Source organism: Acidobacterium sp. FHG110202_01 (genome assembly GCF_059115305.1).
In genome coordinates, this window is record NZ_JBZYWJ010000006.1 from 248,492 (window position 1) to 264,995 (window position 16,504).

17 protein-coding genes are annotated in these 16,504 nt (G+C 56.9%); all 17 read right to left on the minus strand.

Going from position 1 to position 16,504, the window contains the following annotated elements:
* Positions 1–2: 2 nt before the first annotated feature.
* The 17 genes from AC5S16_RS14565 to AC5S16_RS14645 all read right to left on the minus strand — a co-directional run bounded on the left by AC5S16_RS14565 (position 3) and on the right by AC5S16_RS14645 (position 15,608).
* Positions 3–809 carry a hypothetical protein gene (locus AC5S16_RS14565; RefSeq protein ID WP_493930808.1) on the minus strand — a complete coding sequence of 269 codons (807 nt, stop codon included), beginning with the start codon at positions 807–809 and terminating at the stop codon, positions 3–5.
* Entirely contained in the window at positions 806–2,593 is a 1,788-nt protein-coding gene (locus AC5S16_RS14570; RefSeq protein ID WP_493930809.1) for a type IV secretory system conjugative DNA transfer family protein, read from the minus strand. The genes AC5S16_RS14565 and AC5S16_RS14570 overlap by 4 nt, the downstream gene beginning before the upstream one ends.
* Positions 2,594–2,597: 4 nt before the next feature.
* Entirely contained in the window at positions 2,598–2,774 is a 177-nt protein-coding gene (locus AC5S16_RS14575; protein ID WP_493930810.1) for a hypothetical protein, read from the minus strand.
* Between the two features lie 32 nt (positions 2,775–2,806).
* On the minus strand, positions 2,807–3,613 hold the full coding sequence (locus tag AC5S16_RS14580) for a hypothetical protein (RefSeq protein WP_493930811.1): 807 nt from the start codon (positions 3,611–3,613) through the stop codon (positions 2,807–2,809).
* Between the two features lie 102 nt (positions 3,614–3,715).
* Positions 3,716–3,976, minus strand: a complete 261-nt coding sequence (locus AC5S16_RS14585; RefSeq protein WP_493930812.1) for a hypothetical protein — start codon at positions 3,974–3,976, stop codon at positions 3,716–3,718.
* 112 nt (positions 3,977–4,088) lie between these two features.
* Positions 4,089–6,572: a hypothetical protein gene (locus AC5S16_RS14590; RefSeq protein ID WP_493930813.1), complete on the minus strand. Its 2,484-nt coding sequence runs from the start codon at positions 6,570–6,572 to the stop codon at positions 4,089–4,091.
* A 216-nt stretch (positions 6,573–6,788) separates the two neighbouring features.
* Positions 6,789–7,103, minus strand: coding sequence for a hypothetical protein (locus tag AC5S16_RS14595; RefSeq protein WP_493930814.1), 315 nt, complete (start codon positions 7,101–7,103; stop codon positions 6,789–6,791).
* Positions 7,104–7,115: 12 nt separating this feature from the next.
* Entirely contained in the window at positions 7,116–7,895 is a 780-nt protein-coding gene (locus AC5S16_RS14600; RefSeq protein WP_493930815.1) for a hypothetical protein, read from the minus strand.
* A 15-nt stretch (positions 7,896–7,910) separates the two neighbouring features.
* Positions 7,911–9,068, minus strand: coding sequence for a hypothetical protein (locus AC5S16_RS14605; protein ID WP_493930816.1), 1,158 nt, complete (start codon positions 9,066–9,068; stop codon positions 7,911–7,913).
* A gap of 6 nt (positions 9,069–9,074) precedes the next feature.
* On the minus strand, positions 9,075–9,905 hold the full coding sequence (locus AC5S16_RS14610; RefSeq protein ID WP_493930817.1) for a hypothetical protein: 831 nt from the start codon (positions 9,903–9,905) through the stop codon (positions 9,075–9,077).
* A gap of 190 nt (positions 9,906–10,095) precedes the next feature.
* On the minus strand, positions 10,096–10,872 hold the full coding sequence (locus tag AC5S16_RS14615; RefSeq protein ID WP_493930818.1) for a hypothetical protein: 777 nt from the start codon (positions 10,870–10,872) through the stop codon (positions 10,096–10,098).
* Positions 10,869–13,502 (minus strand): VirB4 family type IV secretion system protein, encoded by a 2,634-nt coding sequence (locus AC5S16_RS14620; protein WP_493930819.1) that lies wholly within the window; start codon positions 13,500–13,502, stop codon positions 10,869–10,871. The genes AC5S16_RS14615 and AC5S16_RS14620 overlap by 4 nt, the downstream gene beginning before the upstream one ends.
* Before the next feature lie 3 nt (positions 13,503–13,505).
* Complete coding sequence (locus AC5S16_RS14625) at positions 13,506–13,847, minus strand: hypothetical protein (RefSeq protein WP_493930820.1); 342 nt, start codon at positions 13,845–13,847, stop codon at positions 13,506–13,508.
* A gap of 16 nt (positions 13,848–13,863) precedes the next feature.
* The gene (locus AC5S16_RS14630) at positions 13,864–14,304 is read right to left on the minus strand and encodes a hypothetical protein (protein WP_493930821.1); all 441 of its coding nucleotides are present in this window, start codon (positions 14,302–14,304) and stop codon (positions 13,864–13,866) included.
* Positions 14,285–14,554: a hypothetical protein gene (locus AC5S16_RS14635; RefSeq protein WP_493930822.1), complete on the minus strand. Its 270-nt coding sequence runs from the start codon at positions 14,552–14,554 to the stop codon at positions 14,285–14,287. Before AC5S16_RS14635 ends, AC5S16_RS14630 begins: the two co-directional genes overlap by 20 nt.
* Positions 14,551–15,228, minus strand: a complete 678-nt coding sequence (locus AC5S16_RS14640) for a hypothetical protein (protein WP_493930823.1) — start codon at positions 15,226–15,228, stop codon at positions 14,551–14,553. The genes AC5S16_RS14635 and AC5S16_RS14640 overlap by 4 nt, the downstream gene beginning before the upstream one ends.
* 8 nt (positions 15,229–15,236) lie before the next feature.
* Positions 15,237–15,608 carry a hypothetical protein gene (locus tag AC5S16_RS14645; protein WP_493930824.1) on the minus strand — a complete coding sequence of 124 codons (372 nt, stop codon included), beginning with the start codon at positions 15,606–15,608 and terminating at the stop codon, positions 15,237–15,239.
* Positions 15,609–16,504 lie beyond the last annotated feature (896 nt).

A 16,504-nucleotide genomic window follows, 5' to 3' on the forward strand; every position in this document is an offset into this window, starting at 1 on the left:
CTTCATCCTCTCCGCGCTGAGCCATGTTGCTGCGTGGCTTGCTCAAGCTGTGCAAGCGCTTCATTCAAGGAGTTGCGCAGGTTCTTATTCTTTTCCTGCAAGGCGTTGATCTGGTTCGCAAACCGCTGACGCACCTGCGTCTCGGTTTCCAGTGGAGACGGAGTCCTGAGACGCGTATCCGCCGCCGCATCGTCCGCAGTCCGCGAACTCTCATCAAGTGCGGGTTGGGCAGTCTCCGGGTCGGCGCTCTCATTTGTAGTTTTGGTTCGTTTCGCGTTTTCAGTTTTCTGTTTCTCGAGCGTAGCCATTTTCTCGGCCAATACGTTGTAGTCGTCCGCCAGCTTGTTATGGCGCTCGATGGCGTCAAGTGCATGGTCGCGCGCATCAATATAAGCGTTTGATATCTGAGCGAGAATCTCTACGCTGATATGCAGGCGCCGCCCGCGATCATGGACAAGCCAATAGTTGAAGAAGAGAGACAAGAGAAGTGATGCCGACATGAGTATTGCTACCCAGAAGACAAAATTCTCGATGGTAGCCATTGCGGCGATACGCCTCCACTCGCTGACACACTCGCCATAGTCCCTGTTCTCCGGATTGATGCTGTTGAGTGCGTTATCCCACAGACTGCCGCGCAGATGCTGCCGGCCGGCAAGCGGATCGTAATGACGTTGCGCACCTGTTTTGTCGGACTCCTGTGGAGCTTGTTGTGCGGTCTGTGTATTCGTCTGCTTTTCCTGTGCGCATGTGTTGTGCGCAAGGATCGAACTGAACGCGAGCACGAGAGCGATGAATCGAAGGAGTTTCACATGTGCCTCCGCGAGGTGCGCATGCCGCGCTGACGTTTGGCCTCAAGTTCCACATCTGAAAATCGCAGGTTGGCGCCGATCTCCGTGTTGTAGCGAGCTGTGTAACGCGGAAACACAATCGACTTCACGCTGGCCAGGTGATCGTAGAACGGTGAGCGGACATGCAGATGGCCGTGAACAGTGCCGAAAGTGCGATCACTCGTCAGAAACTCCATCTGTCCGACCGGCATGTTCTTGATGTGCTCTTCCTGCGAGCGCGTGTCCTTGATCTCAGTTTCCGTTCCGACACCCTCGTCGCGGTACTTCGGATTGAGGACGCCCACCTTGCGCACACTACGGCTGCGCCGGAGTTGCTTCACACGCGACGAAGCTTCGATAAAGTTATCGCAAGTGTCCTTATCGCGGGTCAGCATCATGAACGTGGTGTTCGGCGCGCTCACAATGTTTCGCTGGAAGCCTCGTCCAACCTCGAGCATCTGCGGAGAGCTTTGCATCGAGAAGTTGAATGCTGTGTTCGACCCGCGCGCCGTGTGGATGATCGTAGCGAAGTTGTAGTAAGCGATGGGCGCAAACTCATCCATGGTCACGGATACAAACGGCATGTATATATCGCGGCTACTCTGCTCGTAACGTTCTCCAATGACCATCTGAAGGTTCTGGAGAATCATGCGGCCGAGAGCGGTGGTGGTTTCATCGTTTGCGCTGGTGTTGAGTGAAATGGCAAGGATCCGTTTGCATTCGATGCTTTCCTCGATCGAAACAAGATCCTCATAGGGACCGGTGATGATCGAGAGCCGGTCTTCGAGGAATGTCATCATATTGTTGATCAAACCGCGGACCATCTGCACGCGCTTGGGATCATTGAACGACTCCACGAGACTGCGCACACTCATCTCGAAATTCAGCTTTTGTTGCCTGCTCACTCCTGACAGAGTGGCCATGCGGCGCTGCGCAATCTGTGCCTGCTCCTTGAGAACCGACTGATCGTAAATCATCACCAGGATGTCGTAGATGTTGTACCGCTTGCCGGTGTAATACAGGATGCGGACAACATCGCTCAGATAGGTTTTCTGGTGGGTATAAAAGAAATCGGTCTTCAGGTCGAACGATTCGAAGATGAAGTTCACGTGGTCCTGATAGTTCTGGGCCATGGCGACGAACGGGTTGAAGCGCGCGCTGATCTCCGGTCGCGAGGGCGCGATGATGTCGAGGTCCTGAAGACGGCCAGCAGCGGCAACTGCAGGGATGAGAAAGTCATCGAGGAAGGATTTCTCTCCCTTTCCGTCGATGATGATCAGAGGGACCTTGTGCCTGCTCCCCGCAGGACCGGTGAGGCGCACCAGATCCTGTTCGATAATGCTCGACAACAAGGTCGATTTGCCAGCCCCGGTCATGCCGAAGCTGTTGGCCTGCATGACGCGCGATTCGTCGGACCATAGCCATGGCTTACCGTCGAGATCATAGCCGAGGAGAACGCAGTTGCGCGCGTGCGCCTTCTCCATCTCGCGCACGTCATGGCACCGTTCGATATACATCGCCGGATGCGGCCAGGTTTCTTCCTTGGTCCGCGCAAAGGTCGCGACGTAGCGGATGACATCCCAGGCGCAGAGGCAGCCGGATGTCAGGTAAACCGTAAGCTCGATCAACTGATTGCGATAAAGATGGAGCCGCGCATAAAGTAGGTAGTAGACGCTGAGCAGCGTAAGAAGACAGAGAATGCCGATCAGGAACAGGGCTTCCTGATTCGGATCGCGCATGGAAGAGCGGGAAGACGTGGGAGGCATGGTTTCACCTCGACAGGAGCAGCGAAATTCCCAGACAAAGACTGAGCAGGAGCAACGCCGTGATGAGGATCGGATGAAAGCGGCGGCGTTTCTTCTCCGTCAGCGGCTTGATGGGGTCGCTCGTGCCTCGCAACAGAAGCTGCAGGAAGCCATCTTCCTTGCGCCGCTTGTACGCAGCCACCAATTCCGCGCGTATCTGCTCCCGGGAAACCATCAGAGTACCGCGGATGCGACGACTGCATGCGCGCCGTCATTGCCAAATATCAGCCGATATACCTGGGGGCTGGCGCCGGATAACCGGACGGCGATGACGCCGGAGCCGACAGTGCCTGGAGCAATATCCCTGTCCGCAATTTCCGAGCGGGCCACTGGCACACCAGTCGTCTGTCCTGGGCCGAGGCGCAGCAGAGATTTCTCACTCAGCTGCGTATAGAGGAATGAGCGGAGGGAGACCGCAGGCTGTGCCGGCCGGATAGTTTCCACGCTGGGCTCGGACAGCCGGTACGGCGTTTTACTGTCGTTGATAAGCTGATATCGCACATACAGTGAGTCTTTGCCATAGACAACGTCCTCGATCTGAACGCTCACTCCGTTTTTAGCAGGTTGGAAGTCGCGCTGCGAGATATGCTGCGTCTGCATGAGCGTTTTACTCATCACCATGTCGGCGATCTTCTGCACTTCCGAATCGTGGACTGCCGCTGCGGCTGCGGGCGACAACTCGACATGCGGTTTCGAAACGATGAGAACATCCATATCTTTGACCTCCCCGGGAGCCTCAAGCTCGTACATGGTTTCGCTGTGGGCAGTTTCGAGTAATAGATTTGTGGATACGCCTGCACGATAGGGCTCAATAAAAGCCTGGTTGCCATGCCTCGTAATTTCAAAAGAATCGCTCCCGGCTGCGGCCCTGGTGATGGTTTCGGGAAGTTCGATCACCGTGACATGATTGAGCGCTGTATGGACTTCCGTGACAGGTTGTTTTTGGGCAAAGGCGCCGGCACTGAACAGAAAGGTCGCCATCGCGAAGCTTCGGCATCTCATAACGACTGCACCTCCTGCCGGCTGCGGAAGACGGGGAGTCTTCCGCGGCCAGCGATTGCGAAGAAGGGTCATGCCTTTCGCCTAGTACATGCCCATCTTCAGGTGAATGACCTCCGGGCGGCTGGGGGCCGTCCGGTTGGCCCGCCGCATGATTTCAGGAAGCGCGTTGGCCAGCTCTTCCGCCAAAGCCACTGCGCCCGCCGAAGCCAGCGACATACGATCGACCCTCCACTGCTGCTCGTACCCGGATGGGGTGCGGCGCACCACAAGGTCGAAAATTACAGGCTCGGCCATTTGCATCGACCGGACCTGAAACATCGGTTGCTTTCTCGTCCACGGCATCTTCATCTTTCCTCCTCCTCGAGAGCGCCATGAACGAAATTCCTGCGCTTCCCCGAAAGGGAGAGCAGGTCCTGCGTTTCGTGCGCTCTCCCGTTCCGGTTGTTTGGGTTAATTACCGCCAGTGCACCGTCTGTGTAGCCCGCTCGTAGCGCAGCACAAACTTGCGGCGGCCTTTTTCTGTGACCTCATACAGACGGTCGTTTTCGATTACGACGACACCGGCATTCGCAGGCTGAAATACTTCCGTGCGAATGCCTCCGGTGCGTTCTGCGATCATGTCTACTGCTTCCTGCGGGAACGCCAAAAAGAGAACCGACCCCTTACCTGTGCCACGGCAGGCGGATTGATGTGCTGCCACAGCCCAGGCGCGGCGGTTTTCTGCCTTCCCATTTCCCCAGTCGCGAATGACTTTTGCGATCTGCGACGCTTTCGAGCGATATTTTTCGATCGCGTCCTGTTGTTTCAGCCTTGCCTCTCGCAAGCGGTCATAGGCCTTTTCGCGCTTGTCCCAGAGCTGTGACCACCTCTCCGCGACCTGCGCGCTGACCTTGCCTTTGGAGGGTTTACCGCTGATTCCAAGCTGAGCCAGCTCGGCATCGGTCGCGGCCTTCACCTCGTCGTAGCGCTTTTGTACTTCGGCGAGACGAAGCTTTGCTTTTTCGACCTTGTCTATCTGTTCCCTGTGCGTAGCACCGTAGATCGAGCCGATAAAGCGCACTTCCCGGATCATGTTGCGGGTGAGCGGGATGCCCTTGATCAGTCCCTTGAAGTACTTGATGGGCAGGGGGTCGGCGAGCATCGCCTTCATATCGGGGCGAAGCTCGTTGTACATGTTGCCGATGACATCGGTGGGCAACACCTCAAGATGATCGGGAAAATCGCTGATTTTCTCCGCCCATTTGAGGTCGAGCCACGGCGCCGCCGGAACTTCTTTTTCGATCTCGCGCACGCGCTTCATGTTGGCGCGTGTGCCCCACTTGAGCGAGTCGATCTCGTTCTGCAACTCCTTCGTGAGTTCGTACTCCAGGTCATCACGTCCTGCAGCGGTGCAGGAAATTTTCAGATTGGTAATGCGTCCAATCTGATTGCCTCCCGCCTCGATGGCCGTGTCCTCGAAGTTGAACCACGGCGAATGCGTCTTCTCGCTCTTGTCTTTTTCGATTGCAGGGCGCTCCGTGATGTTGAAGCGCCAGGCGACGAAACGTTCGTACTTGTCTCCATCGACGACGCAGACAAGATCGAAATCGAAATCACCGCCATTGCGTTTTGCGGTTTCCGAGTTGAGGACATAAACACCCTGGAGGCAGATCTGATCGCGAGCGATCCGATGCGCCTCGATGGGATCGATGCCCTCGCGCCTGACCAGTTCTTCGGCCACCTGATCGGCGTGCATGTGGATCATGGGAAGCAGATCCTCGCGCATGCGAATCGGGTAGCGGACACAGAGCCCGTAAGGAGCGGAGACCGCAGTAATGGCTGTATCGAGCGGCAGCCAGTCAGACCCACAACGTAGCTGTCCGTTGTCAAGAAAGAGGTAGCCGTCGTCTGCCAGAGCAAACGCAGGCAACTCCAGTCCTCCCGCGGTCAGCGTCTTGTAGGCCCAGTGAGCCAGCCGTTTATTGAGCTGCTGGTGGATATAAGGGTGGCGAGTGATCTCGCCGCTTCCATCCGCCAGCAAAATAGCTTCGAGCATCCTTTCCTGCGCGTTCTCCGTTGCCTCCTCCTCATTGTCGGAATCGTCAGGGACACTGCGTCCCAGCAATTCCACAAGTGCGGGGTGATTCCGTGTTGCGAACGCGTCAGTCACCTTGCGAATCTTCGTGCGAGCTTCGGGAATAATCTCAAGCTGCACGGACTCGCGTGGAGCGTGGATGATGAGTGTGTTGCTGGATTCAAAATTCAGAAGCCGTGAGGTTTCACGGATTCCGGAGGTGACATCGGTCTGCACCTGAAAGCCTTCTTCAGAAATTTCCGCTTCCGAGGCGGGCTTGATGCAGCTCATGGGCAGGATGATGTCGGCACCGAGAAAGTCAGCGACATTGTCATCCATGATCTTGGCGCTTCCTTTGGCCTGCATGAGGTCCAGAAAGGCCATACGGAATTGGTAGAACCGGCGCGGCAACATGCCGAACTGGCTCCCATATCGACTGCTGAACCAGGCACGATCTGCATTCGTCCCGAAGGTCTTGTCCTGGACAACCAATACCCCAACGCTGTTCTGCACGATCTTCTTGCAGGGGCTGACCAGGATGCCCAGGTAGGTGATGAGCGCTTCCGGCCACCGCTGGTAGCGTTCGGCAATCACATCTCTGTGATCCTCGTCGACGAAATAGTACTTGCGGTTCTTCACCGAGCCCGATCCACCTGCGAGCTGATAGCGGATCCCATTGTGTTCGATCAGATCGAACTGCCCTGAGAAGCCCGATTCTTCGTGGATGTCGAGAAACCCTTGTGGCAGGCTGACCATGGCCACGTGGATATTCGGATAAAGTGCATGGAGCAACGTGCCGTCAAGAACGCCTTCGGAGTTGTTCTCCGGAAGCCGCTCGGTGATTTTGCCGTCACGTGTCATCTCAAGCATCGTCATTCTTTTCATGGTGTGTCTCCTCATTCGCTGTTCACGGTGGAATCAAACTGGCCGTGGACGAGGAACAGGGGAGAGGTGCTGTTCTCCGGTGTCCTGATCTGGCCAGCAGGGACTGGCCAGGTGCGGAAGCACCGGTCAGCGACAAATTCCCGCGCTCGGAAAGCGCGGGTCGCTTGTAAAAGAGGACAGAGTTGAAACTCGCCTCTTCTCTACAAGAAACCTTTGTCAGCTTTGTTTACGGAGGACCATGTTCCTGCCTTTCTTTTCCATTCGCGCGCGCCATGTCTCCACGCGGTAGAACGGAATATCTTTCTTGAATGCCGCAACCATGACTTCGTCTTCGGTTGCAATCTCTTCACCCAGTACGAGGGGCGAGCCGTCACGCCCGGAACCCTCGGCAGCGAGAAAAAAGCGCGCCGACCGCTGCGATGGAGCAGGAAAAGCAGTTCTGCGGGACTTGCGCGTCTTTTTTTCGTCACTAGTTGGCTCCTCCCCCTTTGAAGTGGCCGTATCCTCGTTGCTGCCTCGAAGCTGTTCCATCGTCCACCTCCATTACGGTTGCGCCGCTGCGCTCACGCGGGAAGTTTCGCGAGAATCGATCAGTCCGCTGTCGACAGCGAAGGTTGGCTGCTTCGTTTCGCCGTCCAACTGGGTTTCGCTGTACTTTGCAATCAGAAGGCCGCGAGGCACCTGAGGCGTGCGGTCCAGAAGCGCGAGACGGATCTCGTAGCGGTTCACCATCTGTTCGGCAATCTCCCGCGTGCCATCCATCCGGTACACATTGCGGACGCCGAAGACGGTGTAAGTCATGGGATCCTGCTTTGACTGTTCCACTTCGCGGACCATGAAGGTCGATCGCATCTGGGCGGCGCGCGCCTGCTCGATTCGGTGTTCCTTCTTGATAATGTCGACTGCGGGACCGCTCAGATCAGGCGTCGTGAGGTTCAGGGCTGCGGCCCACCTGTCGCCGATATTGCGATAGTCATAGTTCAGATAGTCGTCGAGAAAATCACGAACGATGCGCTCCTTCTCGTAGTCCATGGGTTCCGGTGAGCTTTGCGCGTTCGCAAGCACGGCTGGCTTCGCTTTGTGAAAGAATGCCCGACCGCTGATCACAGTGGATTCACCGTCCGGCGTGGTGCGGATAAGAGTGGGCGGCTGCATGCGCACGTAGATCGCAAATCCAAGTGAGATCAGGGCCATGCCGGCACAGAGAAAAGCCAGGAGCCCGAAACGGTTCGCATAGGCGCGCATGATCCCATCGCGGACGTAGCTCCGCCTGAGATCGAAGATCTCATCTCGCGCAACGTTGCTTTGCGTTCGTTCCTGCATAGCGTCATGCCTCCTTCAAGCTGTGGTGGGTGGTGGTAGCAGCAGCGGGCCACCCCCACGCGGGAAGTATCGTGTTCCCCCATCGGGAGGGGGTGTCTCTGACGGCGGGAGTGAAAAGCGCCCTGGTCCTCCCGACCCCGGCAGCATCGGACCTTCTGTCGTGAAGACTCCCCCGGAGCCGCCCCCGAACCCGCCCGGCATCAGCCCGCCGCCGTATCCGCCGGTCATCATCCCGCCCATGCCGACAGTTCCGCTGGCCCCTGCCGACGCTGCCGCTGCGGCGCCGCCGCTGAAAAGCGCGGCAACCGCGCGCGACGCACGCTGCGCCATGTAAGCCGCGGCCATGCCAACTGCTCCGAATTCGCCGTGCAAGATGTGCCGGGCAACAAACGGAATCAGGAGGGTGCAGATTGAAAGCAACAGAGTGGAGATAGATACGAGCAGGGTTGCATTGACGCCCTGCAAGTAACCAAGCAGCCCATCGGTATTCAGGATCGTACTGATGGACGTGAGGTTCATGGCCCACAACATCGCCCACAGGATGGCGATCAGGACTACCCACATGTTCCAGATGATCAGGTTCTGAATGTATGCCTTCGTGATCCGGCTAAAGCCCATGCTCGGCATGAGTCCCAGCACCAGCGGGCCAATGCAATAGAGGACACATCCCCAGAGCGAATACACCAGTGCAAAGACCTCCACACAAAGGGGCCAGATCGCAACTGCGACCAGAGTGAGAAACAGATTGATGAGGGCAGTTCCCAGGCCGTTGTCGATCGTTGAGAGTGCGGAAAGGCCGTTGCTCATGCTCCCATTCGGATTCTGCGCGGTGTAGTATGCCTGCAACTGCTGGGTCCAACGGGTGGTGAGATCCTGATTGACGGAATTCAGGATGATGGTTGTCGCGATGCTGTTGAACCCATTCACTGCGTCCTGAAAGACTTGACTCCAGTGTTGAATGACCAGCGTCATGGTCCCATACTTCAGGAGGCTGACTGCGAAGCCGCGCACATCTCCTCCACGAAAGAAAGACTCGTATACGGACCAGAGGAAGCTCAGCAGGAGGAGCGCATAGCCAACGCTCGACACGACTTCCATAAGGTTGCTCGAATTGATGCCGTTGAGTGCCGACTGCAGCGGCTGTACCCAGAAATATTGATTCGTCGGATTCATCGCTTCCTACCGCACATTCAGCATCTGCTGCAGGTTCTGGTTCGTGTTTACGTTGTTGGTGGTGATGCTTTTGAGCGTACTGCTTTGATTGGCCGCACCCGCGCTGCGGACACGCATCAGCTCCGCCATCGCCGATTGCGTGTAGGCATTCGCCCGCACAACCCAGGACGCAGCTTCGGCTTCGAGGATTGGAGCCGACCCTGGTGCCGCCTGTTGAATCTGTTGTTGGAGTTGTTCCGCGACCTGCTGCTCCTGCTGCGCCAGAGCATCGAGCTCAATGGCTTTTTTGAAGCCGTCCTGCGCTTCGGCGTCAGTGATATCGATGGAGTTCAGTACATTCTGCGGTGCCTGCGTGTTCGCAGGCAGGTTGCCGTAGACCTGGTGGTAGGCTGTTCCGAGAGTGGAAACCTGGTTGGGATCGCGTGACAGCAATTGCTGTTCGAGTTGCTGAGGGCCTGGGAGCTGCGCGCTTGAATAGGTCATCGAGAAGACGCTGTTCATCTGCTGCATGGGACTCGCGAGGCTTGTCACTATGCTCTTGGCCTGATTGATTGCCGTTTGCGAATAGATGATGGTCTGTTCGAACTGCGTCCAATCCTTTTCGACCTTCCCGATGTCCTGAAGCGGCGTGCCGACAGAGTTCACAAGAGCTTTTTGCACGGCTTGCAGGCCCGCTTCAATGGCCGCGATATCGATACCGAATTGCGCGTGCGCCGGGCGCGGCCAGGCTGCAAAGATAAGAGCAATGAGAAGCCACACTCCACCGCAAGCGAGGAAGGACCGGTTCGCACACGTGGTCCTGACGAGAGAGGTTGGGAATTTAATTGTCTGATTCATATGCACTCCTCGCTCAGTGGGCAAACTGGGTGTGGCCGAAAAGCTTCGGTGAATCGCTCAGTCACACGCTCATAAACATGGACAATAGCCGTCACTCCGGCTGCAACGAGCTTGGGCCTTGAAAAGCCGCACAGCAGGAGTGCTGTAAGAGTGACTGCGATCGATAGATATGTGCGCCGTGTCATGTCTTCTACCGTGTGTTCAGCATCTGCTGCAGGTTCAGGTTCAATTGATTCCGTTCTGTCACCAATTGCTTGAGTCGCGCGTTCTGATGTGCGAGCTGCGCCGACTCCTCACGCAATAGCGAGGCCATGAGCTTGAGTTGAAAAGCCTGGGTCTGAAGCGTTGCTGTCAAGGCGCTTGCCGTGAGATACGGAGCGGTGCCCGGAGCAGCTGTCGAGGTTCCGCTCTCCATCTGGTCCGCAAGCGCCAGCATCTGGTGGTTCGCCTGGTCGGAGGCCATGGATTGTGCGAGTGCGTCCTTCGCGAGTGCGTCATTTATGTCCATGATCTGGAGGCGTGTTGCTGGCGCTTGTTGGGCAGTCGGGAGACTCCCATAGGTGGCCGTGTAGCCGGTGCTCATCTGCGAAAAGCCGGCTGCGCTTCCGCTCAGGAATCGGGATTCGAATTGCTGCTGATTGCTCAACTGCGCGCTGGCGATCTGAAGGCTATAGACACTATTCATCCAGCCGCGATAGCTCTGGATCGTATGCGAGACGAAGGATTGAGCCTGTTGAATCGCCGTGACCGGCCAGAGCACTTCCTTGTACATCGTCTGGACTTGAGACTGAATTGTCCGGATGTCCTGGAGCGCACCGCCGATGACTTTGTTGATCGTCGATTCGATCGAGCTGAAGATGTCGAAGATCCCGGCATGAGCCGGCACAGGAACCAAAAGCACAAGGCATAACAGCACTTCCGTTACGCGGGCAATCAGCTTTATGGCAGGTTGAGGATGCATATTCATGCTGCCACCCCCTCGAACACCTCGCCCGAGCGCTCTTCGGGGAGCTGATCGAGTTGCGCCAGGCCGTGCGGGTATTTCTTTGCCAGCAACTCGTAGCAAGCATGAAGCGAAAGATGTTCATGCTTGCGCAGCCACCAGGCGCGGTACCACTTTTCGCGAGGGAACGTGGTCAACAGCCAGTATTCGATCGGCGCCAGCACGACGCGGAAGCTGTGTGTGGTTTCCGCCTTGTCTCCGATCGCGACCACGAAATCGCTCCGTTTGCCCTTTTCGGCCATTCCCAGCTTCCGCACTTCATTGATGGTGGTGTCATTGAAATGGAGGAAGTGGCGCAGAGCATCGAGGCCGCCCACCTGCCGGCCGATGATGCGCGTTGTCGTGCTCTTGAGGATGGCTGCCCCAAAAGGATTGGGAGCGGTCACCTCGCCGGTGATGTCCTCGACAGCCTGTGAAATGCCGCAGACGCTGCCATTCCGTTTCCGGGCTGTGCGCCAGAGCTGTTCCGCCACTGGGCCGAGATGGGGGGACTTCAACAGGTCCCAGAGCTCTTCGAGTGCGGTAACGCTGCGCTGGCTGGTCTTGCCCTCGGCGCGCTTCGTCGTGACGTGCGCAATCAGCAAGCTCATTGCCTGGTCGAGCCGCGCATCATCTTTGAGCTGTTCGATATTGAAGTAGACCCATGGTTGGGTCAGCTTCAGGGTCGTATGCCGGTCGAAAAGATTGGCATAGACGCCGTCGTCGACCCAACTGCGCAGCTTGGTCGCAGCCAGCTTGGCCTCGGCGACGACTCGCTCACTCTCATCCTGGTAGTACTCAAGCTCGTCCCGCAGATCGGAGAGGACGGGGATGGGATTCGACGGCCGCATGGAGGTTCGGGCGTAGGTCCGGCGAATGGCGTCGAGCAGCACGATATCGAGCAGTTCTGAGTCGACGCTGGGCGAATCACCAAGCATGAACCGGGTAAGGTTCTTCAGAAAAGCGATCTGCTCTTTGCTCGGTTCGGTTTGACCTTCTTCGAGGTCCCAAGGATTCAATGTGGTATTCGAATCAAGCGCCACCGTGATCATCTGCCCGTCCATGTACTCGACCATGGGGCGGTAGGAGTTTCCCCGTTCGAGGATCGAAACGAGATTGTCCTGGCGCGCAGCCTGCAGGAGCAGGTGACCCATGAGCACGCTCTTGCCGTGGCCCGGGGCGGCGGCAATCATCATGTTGGCGTCGGAGAGATTGGCGTCGAAGGGAGAAAATGGGAGGAGTTGCCGGTAGGGCGTCTCGATAAGCATCAGCGGCGACCGCGGCGTGCCGTCCCAGGGCATCTCGATCGGAATCAGGTCCGCTGCGTGAGTCGTGAGCAGATCATGCTCGCGCTTGTCCTGGTCCATCATGCCCGGCAACGTGGTGAGATAGAGGCGAAGCTTGGCTTTGTTCTCGGCAAATCCACGAGCGCCATTCATCCGGCTGATGATGTGCATGACCTGCTGGCTGCGGCGCTGAATCTCTCGCTCGGCCAGTTCGTATTCCGACTGCGTGCAGGCTGGGCTTGAAGTGCGGAGGGCAATGGTCAGGCTGAGCTTTGCGGTTTTGGTGGAGCTGGCGATAATCTCCTGCTGGATCCGGAGGAGCTCGGCTTCCGCCACCTGGGCCGTAACATCGATGCGCTGGTTGCCTTTGGAATCGAGCTGAGAGGCGCGCATCTTCTTGTGCTTCTTCTTGTACTGGTCGAGGACTTTGACCTGGTTGGGAATGGTGACCTGCACCGAGATCACCATCGGAATCCCAGAGGTAAGGAGGTCGCGAAGAATACCTGGATACGTGGCCTCAGGCATGTTGCGCAAAGTGACAGTGCTCCACAGCAGGCCATCCACGTTGATATAGGTTTCCGTCTGGTTGAGGATATTGCCCATCGCAGCCTGCTCGCGCGGGCTCACATAACGGGTCGACATCGGGTAGAGGTTCAAGGGCGCGATGTCAGGCCAGAGGGGCGCCTGCGCCCGCTTCGTCTCAAGAAATAAATCTTGGTCGGTGAGCCGCGTAGGCTCGAAACCGCCACTCCTCAGCGCCGACTCAATTCCGTTCAGAATGCTTTCGTATTCGTTGGTGAGATCGAGATGCTCCTTGAGTGTTCTCTGGATCTGGGTGCGTGTCGAAAGACTGCGGCTGCCGCTGCTGTGCCTGCCTGGGTTGCTGCCGCCCGCCGCCAGCACCTGATGGTGCTTCACGGGATCCCAGAGAAAATACACATGGGCCATGCGGCGAAGGTAGGTTCCCGCTTCTTCTTTTTCGCGCCACTGCGCAATGCGTTCCCGTTCAAGCGCAAGCACCGGCTCCCGCGAGCTTCGGGTCTCGTCCTGGTACCGCGCCAGCAGGTCGCCGAGATCCTCGGCAACTTCATAGCGGAACTGCACGCGCATGCTCTCTTCCGGGATCGTGCGCAGAAGGGCCTCAAGATGGCGTTTGCGGTCATTACGGCCCTCGTCGTCAGCGAAGTAGCTCATCGCTCCCTGCAAGCGGAAGCCGGCCACAAAGGCGCCGTTGTCGCGAACTATCAGATTGTCGAGATAGTCCCGGACGGGCAGCAACTCACAGACTGCGGGCTCGTCTGGCTCACGATCTTTGGGTTTCGCGAACATGGCTTAGTCGTCCTCCCTCAGATACGGCTCGGTGAAATGCTTGTCATGGGAGCCGCAGGAATAAGCGCGTGGCCTGGCATACCAAAGGACGAGGTCTTGCAAGTATGATCGCGGCTTGCCGTACTTGAAGAGCATCAGTCCAGGCACGCCGAAGACCAGGATCATCAGTGGCAGGAAATAATTCATCGGGATGTGAAAGACTTCGCGGTCGGGAAAAAGGAAATTGCCGACGATCATCGATCCCGAGGTCGAGAGCAGCACGGTCAGAAGATCCTCGAGTTCGAGGTAGAAAAAGGTAATTTTCGCGTGCAGATTGCGGGAAATCGGACTCATCAGAAGCGGCATGGCAAAGCTCCTCTCATCAGGCAGTGACAAAGTGTTCGAATTCGCGGAGAATGCCCGAAACCATGAGCGACATCATGGCGGCGAAGAGATGCCGCAGCCAGTCGTCGCCGATGTTGAGGCGTTCGAAAACGCCGCCGAAGCCGAGAATCAGCTTCACAATTTCGAGCGCGGCATAGGTGGGCAGAATGACGTTGCCGACGTAATTGGTCAGCGTGAGAATGGCGGTCCAGTACTGGTTCGCTCCGGATGCTTGCTGGCTCATCGTCTCGGCAAGACGAAGAAATCCAGAAACCAGAAGAGACGCAAGTCCGCCATAGAAGTAGCGGTCCGCATCGCGTCCTTTGGAATACTGGTAGATTCCCGCAGCCAGGATCAATCCAGCCAGGATCACGAAAACCTGGTTGCCGACCCAGTTGGTCAAGTTCAGGATGGCGCTATCAAAGGAGCCTTGCTGCATGACGCGCCTCCTTTGCGGCAAGGCGACTCTGACGCGCCTGCGCGAAGCGTTCCGACAGTTCCCCGGTGAATGCCCAGAGCAGAATCGTGGCGGCTTCTGTCCAGCGGTAGAGAGTCCAAAGAATCCTGGCAGAAAGAACAGCGATGGCGAAAACCAGGCCGGCGACAGTCCCCAGTAGCAGCCGCAATAGAACGATCGTCGCGAAAAGAAGCAGTGCAAAGAGCAAAACGTGGAGCCAGCGCGTTCTCATACATTGACCCCCGTCATGCTCTTCACGAGCGCGTAGAGACCAGTCACGCTCAGCAACGCGAGGGCACTGCCCACGTAATGAACCCATCGCTGATTATGCACGTAGGCAAATATCGCGCCTGCAATCGAAAGGCCTGCAGCAATGGGGCAGATGCTGGTTGCAACCCAGGTCCAGACATTCATCAGGAAGTTGGTCGTGGCATAAGGGGAGACGTCATTCCACTGCTGAGTGGCATGGCTGTAGATGCCATAGATGCCGAGAAGAAACAGACAGGCAATGATGGATCCCGTCGGAATGTGTCCTTCTGTTGCGTCAAAAATGCCTTTCAGAACGAGCACTGCCGCAAGCACCGGAACCAGATGCGTGAGAACGATGTCAGTGACAAATGTCTCAATCACCGTTTCGATTTGTTGCATGTAACCAGACGGTGCGCCCGTGGTCTCCTGTTGCACGCTCACGCCATTTGCATTGAGCCAGGAGAAAACTCCCGGAAGAGTGAGGAAGATTCCCGCCCAGAGAATGTACCGGAGAAAGCTGCCGCCCACTTCAAAGTTCACTCCGATCCCCTCCTGCCGCAGGCTCCAGCCCGCAAGAATCAGCGAGCCGAGGCCTGCGATGGAGGCGAGCCCCAGCAGGAGGTTGATCGCGGAACCGAGGATGGTGGGAAGTTGCATGGCGCGTCCTATCCCACCGCTTGCGAGTTCTCGATCAGATATTCGATGAATCGCAGGCCGCCTGAGACCATGAGCAGTCCGGCTGCAGTTGCGAGCCATCCGGCATAGTTGCGGCCCTGGCGCCAGTTGATGATCGAGCCGACCAGTGCGAGAGCGGCGGCGATCGGGCAAATAACGTTTCCGACCCAGTTTGTGAAATTTAAGAAGGTCCCTTCGGGCGCAGTGGCACTCTGGCCTTGTACTGCTTGTCCGGTGGCCGGCTGCTGTCCGAGATTCTGGGCGACGGCAGCTGCGGGGACCATCGCTAGTGTGAGAAGAAAAACGCCGATGAGAGCCTGGAGGGCAACTCTCTCATGCCAGCGCTTGAGAGTGGACTTCATGAATTCCTCCTCGACGGTGTGCCGTCGCGGAAGGAAACTTAAGTCGGCTCCATAACTCGATCAATTTTTCGCAGGCAACGAATATGTCGCTATTGCGGGGACATAAGGAATGTCAGATCGCATCTATGTGTGCGTGTTGAGAGTGATTGCTCGCTGACTCACGTGCGCGGCCATTGCTGCATGTAAGAAGACAGCGTCTACGCAACCTTCATATCGCACAGATCCGCGGAGATCGTGCATCGCAAATTCAAAGACTTAACACAGGGTTGGAAGAGTTTATTCTCCAATTGCGCAGTTAGGTCTTGTAGAGAGGTTGTCCCTGAATGCGCAGTGAGGAAGGCCCACTTCTGAACCCAAACGCGCACTCCGGTCAACTCTATAGGTTTGACCAAACTGCGCGAATCGGAAAAGTAAGCTTGAGACTGATTGCGCATTCGGGCGCTGTAATGATTTATTCCCCGATTGCGCACTGGCGAAAGCTGGTCTTGGACCGAAATGCGCACTTCGGCCACGTCTAGAGGTTTGAACCAACTGCGCAAACCGGAAACGGTGAACTGAGACGAATTGCGCATTCAGGAGTTGTAGAGACTTTCTCCCTGATTGCGTAATGAGGAAAAGCTCACCTCCGGGCCCAAATGCGCACTCCGGTCAAGTCCATAGGTTTGATCCAACTGCGCAATCTGGAAATGCAACGGTGTAGCGAGTGCATCTTCTTCATGGAACGAAAGCAATGACGCACCTTTTACTCATTTGCCCGAGGAAATACAAAGACGGGGCGGGGTTTCTGAAGTAACGCAAAGTCAATCGCGCTCGATCAAACAAAGACAGGAGTTGTCTTTGCGCGCTGAGGAGTCTCAGCCTAAGGACAAAGCAGTGCACTTGGAAAAGCGGATTGG

Excerpts from the sequence above, each read along its gene's own strand:
- AC5S16_RS14570 (WP_493930809.1), bottom strand. The coding sequence starts at position 2,593 with ATGCCTCCCACGTCTTCCCGCTCTTCCATGCGCGATCCGAATCAGGAA.
- AC5S16_RS14580 (WP_493930811.1), bottom strand. The coding sequence starts at position 3,613 with ATGGCGACCTTTCTGTTCAGTGCCGGCGCCTTTGCCCAAAAACAACCT.
- AC5S16_RS14585 (WP_493930812.1), bottom strand. The coding sequence starts at position 3,976 with ATGCCGTGGACGAGAAAGCAACCGATGTTTCAGGTCCGGTCGATGCAA.
- AC5S16_RS14590 (WP_493930813.1), bottom strand. The coding sequence starts at position 6,572 with ATGAAAAGAATGACGATGCTTGAGATGACACGTGACGGCAAAATCACC.
- AC5S16_RS14595 (WP_493930814.1), bottom strand. The coding sequence starts at position 7,103 with ATGGAACAGCTTCGAGGCAGCAACGAGGATACGGCCACTTCAAAGGGG.
- AC5S16_RS14600 (WP_493930815.1), bottom strand. The coding sequence starts at position 7,895 with ATGCAGGAACGAACGCAAAGCAACGTTGCGCGAGATGAGATCTTCGAT.
- AC5S16_RS14605 (WP_493930816.1), bottom strand. The coding sequence starts at position 9,068 with ATGAATCCGACGAATCAATATTTCTGGGTACAGCCGCTGCAGTCGGCA.
- AC5S16_RS14610 (WP_493930817.1), bottom strand. The coding sequence starts at position 9,905 with ATGAATCAGACAATTAAATTCCCAACCTCTCTCGTCAGGACCACGTGT.
- AC5S16_RS14615 (WP_493930818.1), bottom strand. The coding sequence starts at position 10,872 with ATGAATATGCATCCTCAACCTGCCATAAAGCTGATTGCCCGCGTAACG.
- AC5S16_RS14620 (WP_493930819.1), bottom strand. The coding sequence starts at position 13,502 with ATGTTCGCGAAACCCAAAGATCGTGAGCCAGACGAGCCCGCAGTCTGT.
- AC5S16_RS14625 (WP_493930820.1), bottom strand. The coding sequence starts at position 13,847 with ATGCCGCTTCTGATGAGTCCGATTTCCCGCAATCTGCACGCGAAAATT.
- AC5S16_RS14630 (WP_493930821.1), bottom strand. The coding sequence starts at position 14,304 with ATGCAGCAAGGCTCCTTTGATAGCGCCATCCTGAACTTGACCAACTGG.
- AC5S16_RS14635 (WP_493930822.1), bottom strand. The coding sequence starts at position 14,554 with ATGAGAACGCGCTGGCTCCACGTTTTGCTCTTTGCACTGCTTCTTTTC.
- AC5S16_RS14640 (WP_493930823.1), bottom strand. The coding sequence starts at position 15,228 with ATGCAACTTCCCACCATCCTCGGTTCCGCGATCAACCTCCTGCTGGGG.
- AC5S16_RS14645 (WP_493930824.1), bottom strand. The coding sequence starts at position 15,608 with ATGAAGTCCACTCTCAAGCGCTGGCATGAGAGAGTTGCCCTCCAGGCT.